13 protein-coding genes are annotated in these 15,681 nt (G+C 35.0%); 10 read left to right on the forward strand and 3 right to left on the reverse strand.

The window, feature by feature from the left end; genetic code table 11:
- Positions 1–43: 43 nt before the first annotated feature.
- Complete coding sequence (locus C8N46_RS15115; RefSeq protein ID WP_108115752.1) at positions 44–2,953, reverse strand: T9SS type A sorting domain-containing protein; 2,910 nt, start codon at positions 2,951–2,953, stop codon at positions 44–46.
- A gap of 2 nt (positions 2,954–2,955) precedes the next feature.
- Positions 2,956–3,348 carry a hypothetical protein gene (locus tag C8N46_RS15120; protein ID WP_146169839.1) on the reverse strand — a complete coding sequence of 131 codons (393 nt, stop codon included), beginning with the start codon at positions 3,346–3,348 and terminating at the stop codon, positions 2,956–2,958.
- A 266-nt stretch (positions 3,349–3,614) separates the two neighbouring features.
- Between C8N46_RS15120 and C8N46_RS15125 the strand changes: the two genes are divergently transcribed.
- The 10 genes from C8N46_RS15125 to C8N46_RS15170 all read left to right on the forward strand — a co-directional run bounded on the left by C8N46_RS15125 (position 3,615) and on the right by C8N46_RS15170 (position 14,257).
- Positions 3,615–4,070: an RNA polymerase sigma factor gene (locus tag C8N46_RS15125; RefSeq protein ID WP_245896879.1), complete on the forward strand. Its 456-nt coding sequence runs from the start codon at positions 3,615–3,617 to the stop codon at positions 4,068–4,070.
- Complete coding sequence (locus C8N46_RS15130; protein ID WP_108115755.1) at positions 4,067–4,876, forward strand: CDC27 family protein; 810 nt, start codon at positions 4,067–4,069, stop codon at positions 4,874–4,876. Before C8N46_RS15125 ends, C8N46_RS15130 begins: the two co-directional genes overlap by 4 nt.
- 139 nt (positions 4,877–5,015) lie before the next feature.
- Positions 5,016–6,233 (forward strand): lanthionine synthetase C family protein, encoded by a 1,218-nt coding sequence (locus C8N46_RS15135; protein WP_108115756.1) that lies wholly within the window; start codon positions 5,016–5,018, stop codon positions 6,231–6,233.
- Between the two features lie 6 nt (positions 6,234–6,239).
- Positions 6,240–8,495 (forward strand): lantibiotic dehydratase family protein, encoded by a 2,256-nt coding sequence (locus C8N46_RS15140; RefSeq protein ID WP_108115757.1) that lies wholly within the window; start codon positions 6,240–6,242, stop codon positions 8,493–8,495.
- The gene (locus C8N46_RS15145) at positions 8,488–9,396 is read left to right on the forward strand and encodes a thiopeptide-type bacteriocin biosynthesis protein (protein WP_108115758.1); all 909 of its coding nucleotides are present in this window, start codon (positions 8,488–8,490) and stop codon (positions 9,394–9,396) included. The genes C8N46_RS15140 and C8N46_RS15145 overlap by 8 nt, the downstream gene beginning before the upstream one ends.
- 166 nt (positions 9,397–9,562) lie before the next feature.
- Positions 9,563–11,287 carry a helix-turn-helix domain-containing protein gene (locus C8N46_RS15150; protein ID WP_108115759.1) on the forward strand — a complete coding sequence of 575 codons (1,725 nt, stop codon included), beginning with the start codon at positions 9,563–9,565 and terminating at the stop codon, positions 11,285–11,287.
- Between the two features lie 86 nt (positions 11,288–11,373).
- Positions 11,374–11,616 carry a hypothetical protein gene (locus tag C8N46_RS15155; protein ID WP_108115760.1) on the forward strand — a complete coding sequence of 81 codons (243 nt, stop codon included), beginning with the start codon at positions 11,374–11,376 and terminating at the stop codon, positions 11,614–11,616.
- Between the two features lie 156 nt (positions 11,617–11,772).
- A complete protein-coding gene (locus C8N46_RS15160) occupies positions 11,773–13,482 on the forward strand; it encodes an AraC family transcriptional regulator (RefSeq protein WP_108115761.1) in 1,710 nt (569 codons plus the stop codon).
- Positions 13,483–13,571: 89 nt separating this feature from the next.
- Entirely contained in the window at positions 13,572–13,811 is a 240-nt protein-coding gene (locus C8N46_RS15165) for a hypothetical protein (RefSeq protein WP_108115762.1), read from the forward strand.
- A 170-nt stretch (positions 13,812–13,981) separates the two neighbouring features.
- Positions 13,982–14,257 carry a hypothetical protein gene (locus tag C8N46_RS15170; RefSeq protein ID WP_108115763.1) on the forward strand — a complete coding sequence of 92 codons (276 nt, stop codon included), beginning with the start codon at positions 13,982–13,984 and terminating at the stop codon, positions 14,255–14,257.
- A 67-nt stretch (positions 14,258–14,324) separates the two neighbouring features.
- Here C8N46_RS15170 and C8N46_RS15175 read toward each other — a convergent pair whose 3' ends face one another.
- Positions 14,325–15,680 carry an HlyD family secretion protein gene (locus C8N46_RS15175; RefSeq protein WP_108115764.1) on the reverse strand — a complete coding sequence of 452 codons (1,356 nt, stop codon included), beginning with the start codon at positions 15,678–15,680 and terminating at the stop codon, positions 14,325–14,327.
- Between the last annotated feature and the right edge of the window lies 1 nt (position 15,681).

Here is a 15,681-nt window from a genome sequence, read left to right on the forward strand (position 1 = left end):
CCAGTCAATCGAAATTGACTGGAATTCTCTTGCATTATTACTGTTATTTGATAACAACTTTTTTGGTGATGGTTTCAGTGTCTGTAGTAATCACGAAGAAATACATCCCCGGTGTTAGTACAGATTTACCATTCCACGTTAAAATTGTTTTGTTATTTTCTATACGATTTTTATCGAAAGTCTTGATAAGCATTCCGTCAAAACGGTACACATTGAGTGTGAAATTCGTTTTATCTGCTCCTGAAATTTCGATATTCATATGACCGTCGTTTGGATTTGGTGAAATCTTAGCCGATGTTTTCGTGTCTGACGGTGTTGGTTCTGTTGGGAATGATATACAGTCGCTACATGCATAATCTGTCCATATCACTCCTTCTTCTGGACAAACTGTACCGATTCTCCAACTAAAGCATCCTGAGAGATTGATATATGGCAATTGGAAAGAAGTTCCTGAAACATTCCAGTAATTTGGTCCTGATCCTCCGTCCGATCTACAACATCTTGGATCGTCCCAAGTGACTTCAACGATGTAATTACTTACATCAGCTATGGCATTCCAACTTAATATACTTGATCTACAATCATAACGTAAGCCTGTAGTTGCTCCACAAGGTTCAGGACATTCATATATAAATGTATCGGTATATACACATTCGTCCATTCCTTCATTTACTTTTTGAACTACGGTTACAGTATATGTTGTATTAACAGTTCCTAATCGGATATTTTCATCCGTTGCCAATCCATCTCCCCAAACGATACTTTCAAAATCTGTAACTAAATTACCTTGTCCATCAACCACTCGTAAGACTACTAAACCTATTTCACAAGGATCACAATCTTCTTTTTGGTTTTTATCAATATTTTCATTGTACGCATCGATTAACTCCAAGTATTTTTCGTAGTTTTCATTTGGTGTACTTGCGTTCTTAGCTTTTATATTTGATTGTAAGTTAGCTATAAGTTCATCATTTGGACATTCATCTATTTCTATATGAATATCTTCTTCACAACATATTTGCTTGTATGTCATTCTGTAGATGCATCCATCTGGATAGGTAACTGTTAGTTCCCATTCTTCAAAAGGTTCTGCATATACTACATCACTAGAACTGGTATCACCAGAAGAGCTTGACCATGAAAAAGTTACTCCATCAGATAATTGCACATGATTCCCTTGAGCATCTAAAACTCTTATTGGCCATGAATTTAACTCACATACATTTTCTGAAGCGCAGAATTCCCAATATGGCTCTATGTAAGGATTATCATTGCAACAATCACGATCCAATGGTTTTCTTGTTTCTTGCCAAGGACAATTTGCCGTCCATACTCCATGCTTGATGTAATAGAATTTATAAGGATCTAAATTTGTAAATGTTGCCGTAGTGATTCCCAATTGCGTTTCAATAAGAGGAAATATGGTGTTTGCATCACTTGTAGAGCCTTCCACACTTGTTTCATAGAGTCCCCACCATTGACTCGGATCTATATCTTCTGCAGTTACAGTGACATCGTAAACTCCATCATGGCAATAATAATTAACTATAGTAAAGTTTGATGACATTTCACCTTCTAGATAGGTAAATCTTCTTACTTCAGAAACCCATCCACATTCTGGATCGTTTATGGCTAATTTTACTTCGTAAGTAACACCTGCTTGAAATGTTACTGGATTATTCATATCATTTACAAACCGTTCCGTAATATTGATATTTACTGGACTTCCTGTTCTCCACCCACTTGACAATCCAGGACTTGGATCTTGCGCCGACAACCAGCTAAGTGAGTTATCTGCATTTACTCTCCAAATGTCTAAATAATAACTTCCTGTATTAAGGGTTGCGCTTCCGTCTAAAAACACATCTTCACATAAATTGAACTCAGTTTGCTCTACTTGATTTACATCTTCTAAATGAAAATCTACAGAATCTCCTGTTGCATTTTTTACCGTTACCGTATCGGATACAGTAATTGCATTTCCGTCGCAATTTGTATAAACAGCTCTAGCTGTATAGGTAGTTTCGCCTTCTTCTGGACAAACTGTGATATTTGGTGAGTTTCCAATAGATTGCCCCAGACTATTTAACCAAGTGAATTGTACATTTGAAGCTCCATTTGGAGTAAAACGCCATGCTTCACTAGACGCAACCCAGTTTCCTGTATTTCTTCCTGGAGCAACCGTTGCCTGCGTTCCTCCTTGATTTTGAATTCCTAAGACAGCATTTCCATTATTCCAAGTTGTACATTCATTCGTTCTATCTGTCAAATAAATCTCTACTACATTCGTAGTTTCATACATCACAATTTGAGTTGTCATTGTATATTGATTACATTCTGAACTATAGTATGGAATGTTGTTATAATTTACAACCATTGTTCGACATGGAGCAGTTCCAAATACTGTCCAGTTAATGATTCCTGAACCTTCTACAGAAGGATCAATGTCCATATATGGCCCAAAAATAGTGGCTGAAAATAAATTAGGGCTAGGCAATGTATCCGTAAATGACCATTGACAGAGTCCTCCTGGACTATTGCTGCTTAAATCAAACGTCACTACACCATTTGAACCTACAAGCATTTGTGTATAATTTTGTCCATAAAAACAAAAATTAAATGGTAAATCAATTGCATTAGACCATCTATCATCCATATTAACAGAAACAGGATTTCCTCCGGTAGCTGGAAATGGGGGACTAAAAGGTATAGGTGTAACTGAGTAACTAGTTGTTTCTCCTGTTTGCAAAAATGTTGCTGACAAATTTGTACAATCTTCATCACAAGATATCTCAACATCATCACCAGCATTTACATTGGGACAACCTGGAGCTTGTGCAAAACTATTTGTTGTGATTAAAAAAGTTATCACACACAACATCTGTCTCATATTTCTATTATTCAAACCTACATATTTGATTAGTTTATCAAGAAATTTTCCTTGTTTTTTCATAATTACTCAGATTTTATAGCATTGTATGTGTTTTTTAATTTTCTTGATACATCAACTAAATATTGATTCAAACTAGCAATGGTCATATTGCTTTTTTCAAGCATTTCTTTGTCAAAGTGAACTTCTATGATTTTGGCATCAAAATTTGCTTTAAACTTATGGAAGCCGCCAGAAGAAAACGCGCAAAATTGTTTCATATCTTTTTCGGATGTAAAATTGAATTCAGAAAAATCTATTTCATAATGATCTAATACTTGATCGATACTTTTTTCTTGTAACGAGATTACAAACTGGTCATTTATTGATATTTTGTTACTATCTTCTGCTTTTTGCGCTTGCAAGCTAAAAGACATTAATAGCAACATAATTGCCGTAAGGTGTATACTTTTTTTCATGTTCAAAATATGTTGATTAAACCGTTATTTCCTACTCTATTTTTTAAGGTTTTTCGGATTCCACCTATAGAATGAATCGATTCATTAGATAGTTACAAGCAAGAAGTTTTGTTACCCGATTTATTTCATTATTTTTAGAACAGCTATATAGTGATCCCTGTTTTATGTCAAATGATGCTTATTTTATTGAAGGTCTGCGTACCGGAGAACAAACTGTATTGGAAGAAATATATGACTGCTTTTTTGTAAAGGTGAAGATATTTGTTTTGCAAAATAAAGGAGTGGTGTCTGATGCAGAAGATGTTTTTCACAACGCATTGATTCAATTATACATTCGTCTCAAAAATAGAGAGTTAACCATAAAATCTTCTTTCGAAGCGTATCTTTTTACTACCTGCAAAAATCTTTGGCGACGAGAATTAAATAAAAAACGGGTAACAAATTCCAACGTTATTGAACTTGAAGATACAGAAACCGAAAATGCGTTTGCATTATTAGAACAGGAACAATGGGAATTGTACATAAAAAAGTTTCAACTACTCTCTGAAAATTGTAGAAAAGTATTGACACTTTTGTTCAATGGCACTTCGTATGACGATATTGTAAAAACATTTTCATACGCATCTAAAGTGGTTGCCCGACAACGTGTTTTTAAATGCAAAACTAAATTAACAAAGCTAATACAGGAAGACCAAACGTTTTCCAAAATAAAGAACCTATGAGTTTTGATGACAGCACTTACGAGAAAATAGGCTTGTATATTGACAATCAAATGAGCGACGCTGAAAGAACTGCCTTTGAAGAAGTATTGAAAAACGACACCGAACTCGCTGCATTTGTGGACACATTAACATCACTTGAAAGTGTGTATAATGAAGATACGTGGAATATAAAGAGTAATGCTTCTGCCGAAGAAATTAAAGCGCTTGCTAATGAATTTCGCGCAGATGATGTTGTGGCATTATCACAAAAAATACGCAGCATCCAACAGCAAAAAAACACAGCATTTCCTAAAAAAAGGAACAAATCATACTTTTACATCATTTCTTCTGCGGTTGCGATTGCCGCTGTAATGACGTTGTTTTATTTCACTTTTATGCAATCTATTACTGCGAGTGAAGCTTTTGAGCAATACCACGATTGGAGCACGCTACCTTCTTTTGTAGAAAAAGGAGTTACGGACGATAATCGCGTGAAAGCACAAGCGTTGTTCCAAGACGGAAACTATCAAGAAGCATTGCACATTTTTATGGAAACGGCAAAAGATACAACCTACGACCCAAAAGTGCAGTTGTATATCGGAATTTGCTATTTAGAACTACAAAACTATCACGAAGCTATTCAAACTTTTGACGAATTGCGCAATAGCAACACACTCGACAATCACAAAGCGTATTGGTACACGGCACTTGTCTATTTAAAACAAAACAATGCGGAAACAGCGAAGAAAGTTTTGCAAACTTTAGTGCAAGATACTGGCAACTACAATTATGAAAAAGCGAAAGAATTGCTAAAAAAATTAGAATAACACATTCATCTTCCTCTTTTTTATAAATTTCGATAACATATTTCCAATTTTCTGGGTGATTCCTGTTGCTTATTCTTGTAATCGAATAAAAAAAGTCTTTAATTTGAAGTAGACCAAAACTTGAACTATTTGAAAAATTATGAATAAGGAACTATTAGAAAAAAAGTTAAAAGAAATTGACCAAATCATTCAATCAAAATACAAAGAAGAAACTCAAATTGGAGTCCTAGCAGGATTAGCAGGAATCTCTTTATTTGAGTTTTACTATTCTAAATATTTGGATATTGATGACCACGCTGACATCGGCGTAGAAATGCTAACCGATTGTATCGATAAAATTAATGAAGGCTACAGTTATCCTACATTCTGTACCGGAATTGCAGGTGCTGGCTGGGTATTGGACCACTTAGAACAAGAAGAGTTCATGGATGCCGATAATGACGATTTATTGCCTGAACTCGACCAATACATTTACACCTTTATGGTGACCGATATGAAGAATGGAAACTACGACTTTCTTCACGGCGCTATCGGATATGCCTTTTACTTCTTAAATCGCTACCGAAACACCAAATCGGACGAATTGAAAGAAAAGTACAAAGGTTTTTTAATTGAATTTTTAGACTTGCTCGAAGGCTTATCAGAAGATGCAGGCGACGGAAAAGTTCGCTGGGAATCTGAGTTGAGTATTGAAACCAAAGAAAGAGGTTACAATCTTAGCCTATCACACGGAATGTCGAGCATTGTCGGAATCTTAACAAAACTCCACGAACACGACGCTTTTAAAGAAAAAGCGGAACCAATGCTCAAAGGAGCTGTCAACTATATTCTAAGCTTTAAAAGCGAAGAAGAAAATCCGTTTTCTATCTTCCCAAGTTGGGTAACCGACAACAAAGAAGACCAAAACTCACAAAGTCGCTTGGCTTGGTGTTATGGTGACTTGGGTGTGGCGATGCGTTTTTGGTATGCTTCCAAAACACTCAATGACGAAGCACTCGGAAAAACGGCGTTAGAAGTCTTAAAACATGCTGCTAAAAGAACCAAAGTAGAAGACAGTTTGGTGCGCGATGCAGGTGTGTGTCACGGCTCGTATGGAAATGCACAAATGTTCTACAGAATGTATAAAGAAACGGGCGACCAAGACTTTAAAGATGCGTTTGAATTTTGGATGCAAGACGGAATCAACAGAGCAACTTTTGAAGACGGTTATGCAGGTTACATGCAATGGAAAGGTGTTGACAAAAGCTGGGCGCCAGAAGTATCGGTCTTAGAAGGTATTGCTGGAATCGGATTGACCATTCTCGATTATTTGGCAGACTACAACACCAATTGGGATGAATGTTTAATGATAAGCTAACAACAGATGAGTAATAATCCATATAAGAATTTTTCAAAATACATATTACGAACACCGCTTTTCTCATTCAGTTCCTATCAAGATTTGACCAAAAACCAAGAAATCTCCGATGAAGATTTTAAAACGGTTTGTGAAAATCCTGTCGTGAGAGAAGCTTTATTTTTAGCCTCGCCATCATTATTTGAAGAAATGAATCGTTGGCTTGAAGGCGAAAAAGATGATCCTAAAAAAGAGGAAAAACTAAAATATTCCATCTTAAAATATATCTCTAGAATGTCTTCCCGTTGTACGCCTTTTGGACTCTTTGCAGGATGTTCGGTAGGTGAATTTGGCGAAGAAACGGACATTCAACTCAAAGGTTCGGCGCAAAACAAGCGTCATACGCGTTTGGACATGAACTATTTGGTAGCGCTTTCGCAAGATTTGGTACGCAATAAACGAATTAGAGAGCAATTGCGTTTCTATCCAAACTCTAGTATCTACAAGGCTGGACCGCAATTGCGCTATATCGAATACAAATATTTTAACAGTAGACGTCACCACCATATTGTAGCGGTTGATGATACCGAATATTTGGCAGTTGTGCTAGAAAAAGCGTCACATGGAGCATTATTGTCTGAATTGGCAGCTTTGTTAGTAGATGATGAAATCACGATTGAAGAATCTACAGAATTTATAGAAGAATTAGTATCGAGTCAGTTACTGATTAGCGAACTAGAACCTTCGGTTTCTGGACCTGAATTCTTAGAGCAAATCTGCTCTGTATTAGAGCGTTTGGAAGGTGTTGAAGGTATTTTGGCTGCGCTGAAAGAAGCTGATAGCAAAATCAACAAAATTGACCAATCTATCGGAAACAATCCGCAAGTATACTTAGATTTGAGCGAGTTTTTGCAACAATTGGACACAGACTTTGAATTGAAGTTTATGTTTCAAACGGACATGGTATTGCAAAACACCAAAAATACGCTCGATAGTGCTATTGTAGAAGACATTCAAAAAGGATTTGCCTTGCTAAATCGCATGACGTTTCCACAAAATACCACCACGCTTACCAAATTTAGAGATGCCTTTCACGAGCGTTTCGAAGAACGCGAAGTACCATTATCTACGGCACTTGACGTGGAAATCGGAATTGGTTACAAGCAAGATCAAGGTGCTGGAGACGTAAATCCGTTGGTGGATAATATTGTCATTCCAGGCAGACAAGCTAAAAACCCAATGATGGAAGTTCGTTGGTCTTCATTAAATGGTTACTTTCAAAACAAACTGATTGAAGCCTTTAAAAACGACGATTACGTGATTACAATCGACGATAAAGATTTTGAGCAATACGACCTAAACTGGAACGATTTGCCAGACACATTATCGTGCATGATTGAAATTTTGGAAGATGCCAACGGGGAACACAAAATCAAATTCAGCGGCGGTGGCGGATCGAGTGCAGCCAACTTGCTTGGACGTTTTTGTCATGGTGATGAAGAATTATTCGCGTACACACAAGAAATGGTCGATATGGAAGCGGAGATGAACAAAGATAAAATCTTAGCAGAAATTGTGCATTTACCAGAATCGAGAGTTGGAAACATTTTAATGCGCCCTGATTTGCGTAAACATGAAATTCCATACTTAGCTAAATCGATTAAAGACGAAGAAGATCAATTGCCAATTGACGATTTAATGGTGTCGGTAAAAGGAATGAGTAAAGTGTTGCTTCGCTCCAAAAAAAACAACAAAGAAGTCGTGCCACATTTAACAAATGCACATAACTATTCGCATAATTCCTTACCAATCTATCACTTTTTAGCGGATATGCAAACGCAAGGAATTCGCAGTGGAGTTGGTTTCGGTTTGGGACCTTTTGCCAATGAATTTGCCTTTTTGCCACGTGTAGAATACAAAAATTTAATTCTGCATGATGCCACTTGGAACTTAAAGAAAAGTCACATAGAGCCATTATTAAAAAATATGGACGACAACGACAAACTCACGGAAGCCATACAAACCTTGCGCGATAGTTTAAAAATTCCGCAATACGTCATGCTTGCCGATGGTGATAATGAATTGCTTGTAAACTTTGGAAATCTTACTTCGGTACGCATGTTATTAGATACCGTAAGTAAACGAGGTTCATTCAAACTAACCGAGTTCCTGTTTAGCGAACGCGGAGTTGTAAAAGAAGGAAATGAATATTACACCAACCAAGTCGTAATTTCATTTTATAACGAACAAAAATTAACACAAAGCAAGCAGAGCAATGAGTAACGAAATACAAAGAAATTTTATCCTAGGAGACAGTTGGCTGTATTATAAAATTTATACAGGCCCAAAAACCTGTGATGCTGTGTTAACGGAAATTATCAAGCCTGTTGCAGAGCAATTAATCGCACACGGAATTATAGATAAATGGTTTTTTATTCGCTACGCCGACCCGAAACATCATGTACGCGTGCGTTTTCACTATACAAAACCAGAAAATGTGGGTATGATTATCAACGGATTGTACCCAAAATTTAAAGAATTTATTGATCAGGATTTGATTTATAAAATTCAAATTGACACCTATCAGCGCGAAATAGAACGCTACGGCGCAAATACGATGGAATTAGCGGAAACGTTATTTTATCACGATAGTAAAATGATTGTGGACTTTGTGGACATGATTGAAGGTGACGAAGGCGAAGAACTGCGTTGGTTGTTTTCATTGCGAGCGATGGACTCACATTTGTCAAGTTACGGCTATACAGACGATGAAAAGCTAGAAATTATGGATCGCTTAAAAACAGGATTCGGAAACGAATTTGGCATGGCGCGACCGTTAAAGAAGCAATTGGACGACAAATTTAGAGCCGAGCGTAAAAAAATTGAAGAATTTATGGTGTTTACCGCTGAGGAAAACCCCGATTATTCCCCAATTTTAGACGTACTACAAGAAAAAGAAGAAGGCATTGCAGAAACGGCAGCTGCTATCATCAAACACAAAGAAGAGGAAACACTCATGATGCCTCTCAACGATTTGATGGGAAGTTATTTGCACATGTTGATGAATCGCTTGTTCAAGTCTAAAAACCGTATTCATGAAATGGTATGTTACGACTTTTTATATCGTTATTACAAATCCATGATTGCACGTAAAAAGCACATGAACAAGAATAAACAGAAGTAAATTATATTACATAAATTATAAGGCTGTTTGAAACCATCTATTTTCAAACAGCTTTTTTTATGCAAAACCTTTAATACTTCAACTGTTGTTGTTTGTCCCACTTATTTTTTTTCTCGGTAGAAAACCGTTATTATTGTACTAGTTGCTGGTCATTAATTCCTCTAGTATGCAAAACCCAAAAACCATTTTCTCGCTAATTTGCACGTTCGTATTCTTGTGTTCGCTATCGCTGAATGCACAAGTCGATTCGTTGCAAGGAAAATCGTATGAGGAGTTGATAACGCTATTTGAAGCCACCATGCATACCAATGCTACAAGTGCTGAAATATATGCGCAGGAAGCATATCAAAAAGCTAATATTTTAAAAGACCAGAAAAAAATAGGAACTGCGTTGTATGCCATAGCAGCTTCCAAGTATTACTTGGGAAAATATGAAGAAACGCTGCAATATACTGATAAGTCGTTGCAAATTGCAAAAGCAATCGAGAATAACAAATTACTTTTTGACAATTACACTCTGGAAGGAAATGCATATTCTAATTTAAAAGAAGAATTTAAGGCATTAGACCAATATCTTCTGGCAAAAAAATATGCTGATTTGTTGCAAGAACCTATCAATATCATCACCGTTTCTGTCAACATAGCTTATTTAAAAAAACTTCATTACGACCACCAAGAAGCCTTAGAAATACTAAAAGAAAATTTGATTCAAGTCGAAAAAATACCTGAAAATCATCCAAGAAAACAACTTTATGAGCGTATTTTATTGATGAATATTGCAGATACGTATTTACGTATTAACAATCCTATAGAAGCAGCTCGTTACAATGACATCGCTATGAATTCTTGTGAAAATGACGAACTCAATACGGCTTGTGTTGTTATTTTAATGAATGATGCTATTATTAAGTATCAAAAACAAGAGTATGACAAAGCTATTGAAATCAGTACCGAAGTAAAAAATAGCTTTCTAACGTTAAAAAGTGAAAATATGACGGTGACACCTTATTTTTACTTAGGAAAGAGTTTTTACAAGAAAAAACAATATAAAAAAGCCATAGAAAATCTTGAAAAAGCCATACAATTAAGCATTGATAAAGACGTTGCCTTTACCGACCAAAAGGAAGCTCATAAAATATTGTACCAAGCATATACTGAACTAGGTAATACAGAAAAAGCAAAAGAAAATTTTAATCATTACAGCACGTTGGATGTTAAGAATGACAGTATCAACATGCAACTCAACAATACTATTCATAAAAAGTATGATATTGTTCCGCTTCAAGATGAGGTAGCACTTTTGGATAGTACCAATCAAAAACAACGAAAGCTTACTAAGTATTTGTACATTTCATTGGCGTTTTTAGTAGTCTTTTTAGTCGGATTTTTTATCTGGTTTAAACGAAAACAAGGACAAAACAAACTTCGTTTTCAAAAGCTACTAGTCAAAATTGATGCGCTGGAACAACAGAAAAAAGAAACGAATTCCCAAGAAGAAGTTTCCAAAGAACATACCAATCCTGTCACAGACGAAAATGTACTTCAAATTTTAAAAGGACTGGAAGCCTTTGAAGAAAAAGAATGGTATTTGCGACAAGATTGTACACTCAGTTACGTTGCCAAAAAATTAAAAACCAATACCTCATATTTGTCAAATGTTATCAATACCTATAAAGAAAAACCGTTTCGTTCCTATCTTTCAGAATTGCGAATTAATGCCGCATTGATAAAACTTAAAAATGATGACAAATTGCGTTCGTATACTATCAAAGCCATCGCCAATGAATTTGGTTTTAAGCGCTCTGAAACCTTCTCAAGAGTATTTAAAGCACATACAGAAATGTATCCCTCAGATTATATAAAAAGTCTTGAAAATCAAAAAAATAAGTAGTGACATTTTATAAAAACTCACTCATAAAAGCTGTTATTTTCCTAAAAATTTCGGATATTCATACTGTTAACTAAACACATAGAATTATGAAATCGTTAAAACTTAAGAAAGTAAAAATTTCTAGAGTCACAAACTTGCACTTGATATTGGGAGGTGTTAACGGCGCTGCTGGACAAACGACTCAAGAGCCGCAACACCCAGAAACCTATACTTTAGATACAAAATATGATGACTCCTGTATTCCAGGAACCAATGGCGCAACATTGCGAACCATTGGAGCGCCTATAGATAACAATGTAACTAGTAACTTGAATAATTCGGGCGATTAACTACCTAACATATCGTTGATACAGATGCTATCTCAAAAATTGGGATAGCTTTTTTTATGCTTTTTCCCAAAAACATGTTCTTTCGTGTTGCTTATTTTTTTCTCCGAATAAAAACTGCTATACTTGTATAGACCGATTCAACCAAATATTTTGAGAATGCATCTTAAAAAACTTTCTTCTTTACAACTATATCTTCTACCTATTATCCTTCTTTTCTGTTCGCTTTCGCTGAATGGACAAACGGATTCTCTAAAGGGAAAATCGTATAAAGAGTTGCTGTCATTATACGATGCCACTTTTTACAAAAACACTTCCCAAGCAGAAATCTATGCAATCGCAGCTTACAAACTCGCAAAAAAAGAGGATAACAAAGCGCAAATGGCATGGGCAAAATATAACGTAGCACACGTAAAGTATGCATTGTTATTGTATGATGAATCTATAAAAGATTTGGAGGAAGTCATACATTTAGCAACAGAATTAAATGACAACCTATTGCTCTATAAAAGTTACAGCTTAAAAGGTAATAATTACTTTGATATAAATAGAAACAATGAAAGTTTTGATAATTATCTAAATGCAAAAAAATATGCAAAGCTTACAAAAAATCCGCTCAACTTATCTATAATAAATATTAACATATCCTTTATAAAAAAAATTCATAAAGATTATGAAGAAGCTATTAATATTTTACTTGAAAGTTTAGATATCCTTCAAAAAGTTGATAACAGTGAAAAAAGAAAAGCAGAAAACGAGTGTACTGTTTTAATGCAACTAGCAGATACTTATCTTAGAATTAACCAAACTAAAAAAGCACAACAGTACAACGATTTAGCTTTAAATTTAGCTACAAAAGAAGAGTTTCATGATGCTTACAATTGGGCTTTAATGAGCAAAAGTATTATTGAATATCAAAACAAAAATTTTGCACAAAGTATTGATATATGTAGAGAAGTAGAAAAGTATTACAAAAGCAAAAACGAACTTTCCAATTTAGCAACTCCTTATTTTTACATTGGAAAAAGTTTATATGAATTGGGGAAAAATACTCAGGCTACAGAATATCTTGAAAAAACAATTGCTATTTGTGACGAATTCAATTTGGATTTTCAAGAAAAAAAGGAAGTATATAGATATTTACGATTGTCTCATTCTGCATTAGGAAACTTCAAAAAAGCCAATCAATATGCCAACAAATTTTACGAGTTAGACAGAAGAATTGATAGCTTAGACATTTCCCTAAATAACAGACTTCATAAGGAACATGACATTATTCCTTTGAAAGAAGAGATACAATCTTTAGGCGAAAATAACAAATATTTATACAGCGTTTCTGCTTTTCTTTTAATACTGTTGATTGGTTTCTATCTTTGGTATAGACAAAAACAAAAACGAAATAAAAAGCGCTTTCAAGAATTGTTGGTTACTATTGAAAAGCTGGAACGTCCAAAAGAAAAAATCATTTCTGAAACAGAAGTCAAAGAAGCTACTAACACTATTACTGACGAAAATGTGTTGCAAATTTTACAAGACTTGGAAACATTTGAAGAAAAAAAATTATACCTACGACAAGATTGTACTCTGGGTAACGTAGCTAAAAAATTAAAAACAAATACCACCTATTTGTCCAATGTCATCAACACCTATAAAGAAAAATCATTCAAATCGTATCTCTCCGAATTACGTATCAATGATGCGTTGATACAACTTAAAAATGATTCTAAATTACGTTCGTACACTATTAAGGCCATTGCAGAAGAGTTTGGTTTTAAACGTGCAGAAACCTTTTCAAAAGCCTTTAAAGCACAAACCAATATGCTACCATCATATTACATTAAAAGTCTTGAAAAACAGAGAGTTACATAATTGACGCTTTATAAAACATCAATAGTATCTTTTAGATATTTATCTTTTTTTTTAGACTTTAGCAGTGTATAACTAAAACAAAGATTATTATGAAATCACTAAAACTGAGAAAAGTAAAAATTTCAAGAATAGGAAATCCCCATATCCTATTTGGAGGAGCTACAACAGAAACACAAGAACAAGCTTGTAATCCTGCATACACAAATGATTTATATTGTAAAACCAGAGACCCTAAAGACACAGATTGCGATACCGTAACAAATACGACTGGTAGTCGCACTACTAATCCAGATCAAAATACAGATACTTGTGATGGTCTTGGAGGTTAGAATAAATTTACAAACCGTTTTTTAAAGTCTTTAGCAATTTGTTAAAGGCTTTTTTTATGAATTAACAATTCTAAAACACTATTTCTCTTATTAGTTCGTTATCTTTATAAGTGTAATTTCCCAAATTCCTAATACATGTATTTTTTTATAAACTATAAAAAAATTAAATCATGAAAAAACAAAAATTAGGAGTACACAAACTAGCGTTAACAAAGTCGAGAATTGCAGAGTTAAATACTGCCAATCTAAAAGGTGGTAATGGAACTGTTTCAACAAATCCAGACTGTATCGCAACAGGTCCTTATGACGGATGTGATGTAACTGCCAATTGTAACACCGCTGATCATTGCGGAAATACCAACAACGGTTGTCAAACCAATGGTTGTACTGATGGTTGTGGTGCTACACAAACAAGACAATTTATTTCCTGCTACGAAGCATGTTAATACATACAAAAGCCTCAACACAATTTTGTTGAGGCTTTTTCTATATAATCATGAAAAAATAAGATGTTTATTTTCTGCTAAACACTTCTCGCAACTGATAAAAAATACGTTGCATTACGGTAAGTTCTTCTACGACAATCTCCGCTGTTCCTTCCATTTCTTGTTTGAAATTGATATCCTTTTCAAACGAACTCGTTAACGAATCTACTCTTAAGTACGCTACGTACATTGGCGGACCACCTTGTGTGCTCAACTGTGGCACACCTGAAATATTGATGATTTCTCCCGATAAACTTCCCCATTCTTGATACGGATAGCTGTCTAATTTGATAATAACGCGTTGTCCAACTTCAATTTTTCCTGAATTTGCTACCGGAAACGAAACTCTCCCAATAATACCTTCAATCTCATCTGGAATCACCGTAAATAAATCTTGTCCAACGTTTACATTTTGGTATTTCGACCAAATATCAAAAACGGTGACTTCTCCTTTTATGGGCGATTTGAGCACGAATTGCTGTTCCCACTGTAAAATTTGATTCTCCAAATCTTGTTTGGCTTGTTCCAAATTTTGATCGGTAGAAATTTCTGAGCTTTTATCACCTACAGATGCTTGACGTAAAGTTCCTTCGAGTGTAATAATAGAATTTTGATCACTTTCTATGCTAGACAACGTTCCTTCGTACGCGCGTTTTGCAGCGTAATAAATATTTTCTTGATCTTTAAACTCTCGCTCAGAAACACTTCTGCTAGCATACAAACGCTTGAATTTTTCATACCTCTTTTTGGTATTGGCAACTTCTAATTTTTGATATTCGAGCTGATTTTTACTGTTACGCAATCGGTTACGAACTCTGTTCAATTGCAAACGAATATTGGCTGCTTGATTTTTCTCGTTATTAAAAATTGTATAGTTTAAATACGACAAATATTGCGCTCTAAACTGATTGTATGCAGGCTGAATAGAACCTAGTTTTAACTTTGTTGGGAAACGAAAATTAAGGGAGTCAAAATCGTTATCACTTGGAATAAAATCTTTTAGCTTTTTTTTGAGCAATTGTACATCGTCAAAATTTGCGGTGTTTTCAATCACGGCTAACACTTCGTCTGCTGCTACTTTTTGTCCAGCTTCCACAAAAATACTGGTCAATTTTCCAGAAGCTTTTGCCGTTAAATGTGCTGGTGGATTTTCAGATGTAATCGTCACGCGTGCAGGAATGATGTCGTTATAACTCAACAGCGCCGATCCTACCAAAAAGAGAATGATAATAATAAACACTACGGAAATTCCCCATTGAATTACCCAATTCGGAGCCTGGCCCAAAATTTCCTTTACCTGATCGGAACGTTCGTCAAGATCATTGATTTTCTTGCGTCTCTCTTCCTTTTTTTCTTCTGGTTTTTTGTCTTTCTTCTTAGCCATA

The organism is Kordia periserrulae, assembly GCF_003054265.1.
Taxonomy (GTDB): Bacteria; Bacteroidota; Bacteroidia; order Flavobacteriales; family Flavobacteriaceae; genus Kordia; species Kordia periserrulae.

What these genes read in the sequence shown, in the direction of transcription:
- C8N46_RS15135 (WP_108115756.1), top strand. Translation starts at nt 5,016, where the DNA reads ATGAATAAGGAACTATTAGAAAAAAAGTTAAAAGAAATTGACCAAATC.
- C8N46_RS15165 (WP_108115762.1), top strand. Translation starts at nt 13,572, where the DNA reads ATGAAATCACTAAAACTGAGAAAAGTAAAAATTTCAAGAATAGGAAAT.
- C8N46_RS15160 (WP_108115761.1), top strand. Translation starts at nt 11,773, where the DNA reads ATGCATCTTAAAAAACTTTCTTCTTTACAACTATATCTTCTACCTATT.
- C8N46_RS15155 (WP_108115760.1), top strand. Translation starts at nt 11,374, where the DNA reads ATGAAATCGTTAAAACTTAAGAAAGTAAAAATTTCTAGAGTCACAAAC.
- C8N46_RS15150 (WP_108115759.1), top strand. Translation starts at nt 9,563, where the DNA reads ATGCAAAACCCAAAAACCATTTTCTCGCTAATTTGCACGTTCGTATTC.
- C8N46_RS15120 (WP_146169839.1), bottom strand. Translation starts at nt 3,348, where the DNA reads ATGAAAAAAAGTATACACCTTACGGCAATTATGTTGCTATTAATGTCT.
- C8N46_RS15140 (WP_108115757.1), top strand. Translation starts at nt 6,240, where the DNA reads ATGAGTAATAATCCATATAAGAATTTTTCAAAATACATATTACGAACA.
- C8N46_RS15130 (WP_108115755.1), top strand. Translation starts at nt 4,067, where the DNA reads ATGAGTTTTGATGACAGCACTTACGAGAAAATAGGCTTGTATATTGAC.
- C8N46_RS15145 (WP_108115758.1), top strand. Translation starts at nt 8,488, where the DNA reads ATGAGTAACGAAATACAAAGAAATTTTATCCTAGGAGACAGTTGGCTG.
- C8N46_RS15115 (WP_108115752.1), bottom strand. Translation starts at nt 2,953, where the DNA reads ATGAAAAAACAAGGAAAATTTCTTGATAAACTAATCAAATATGTAGGT.
- C8N46_RS15170 (WP_108115763.1), top strand. Translation starts at nt 13,982, where the DNA reads ATGAAAAAACAAAAATTAGGAGTACACAAACTAGCGTTAACAAAGTCG.
- C8N46_RS15175 (WP_108115764.1), bottom strand. Translation starts at nt 15,680, where the DNA reads ATGGCTAAGAAGAAAGACAAAAAACCAGAAGAAAAAAAGGAAGAGAGA.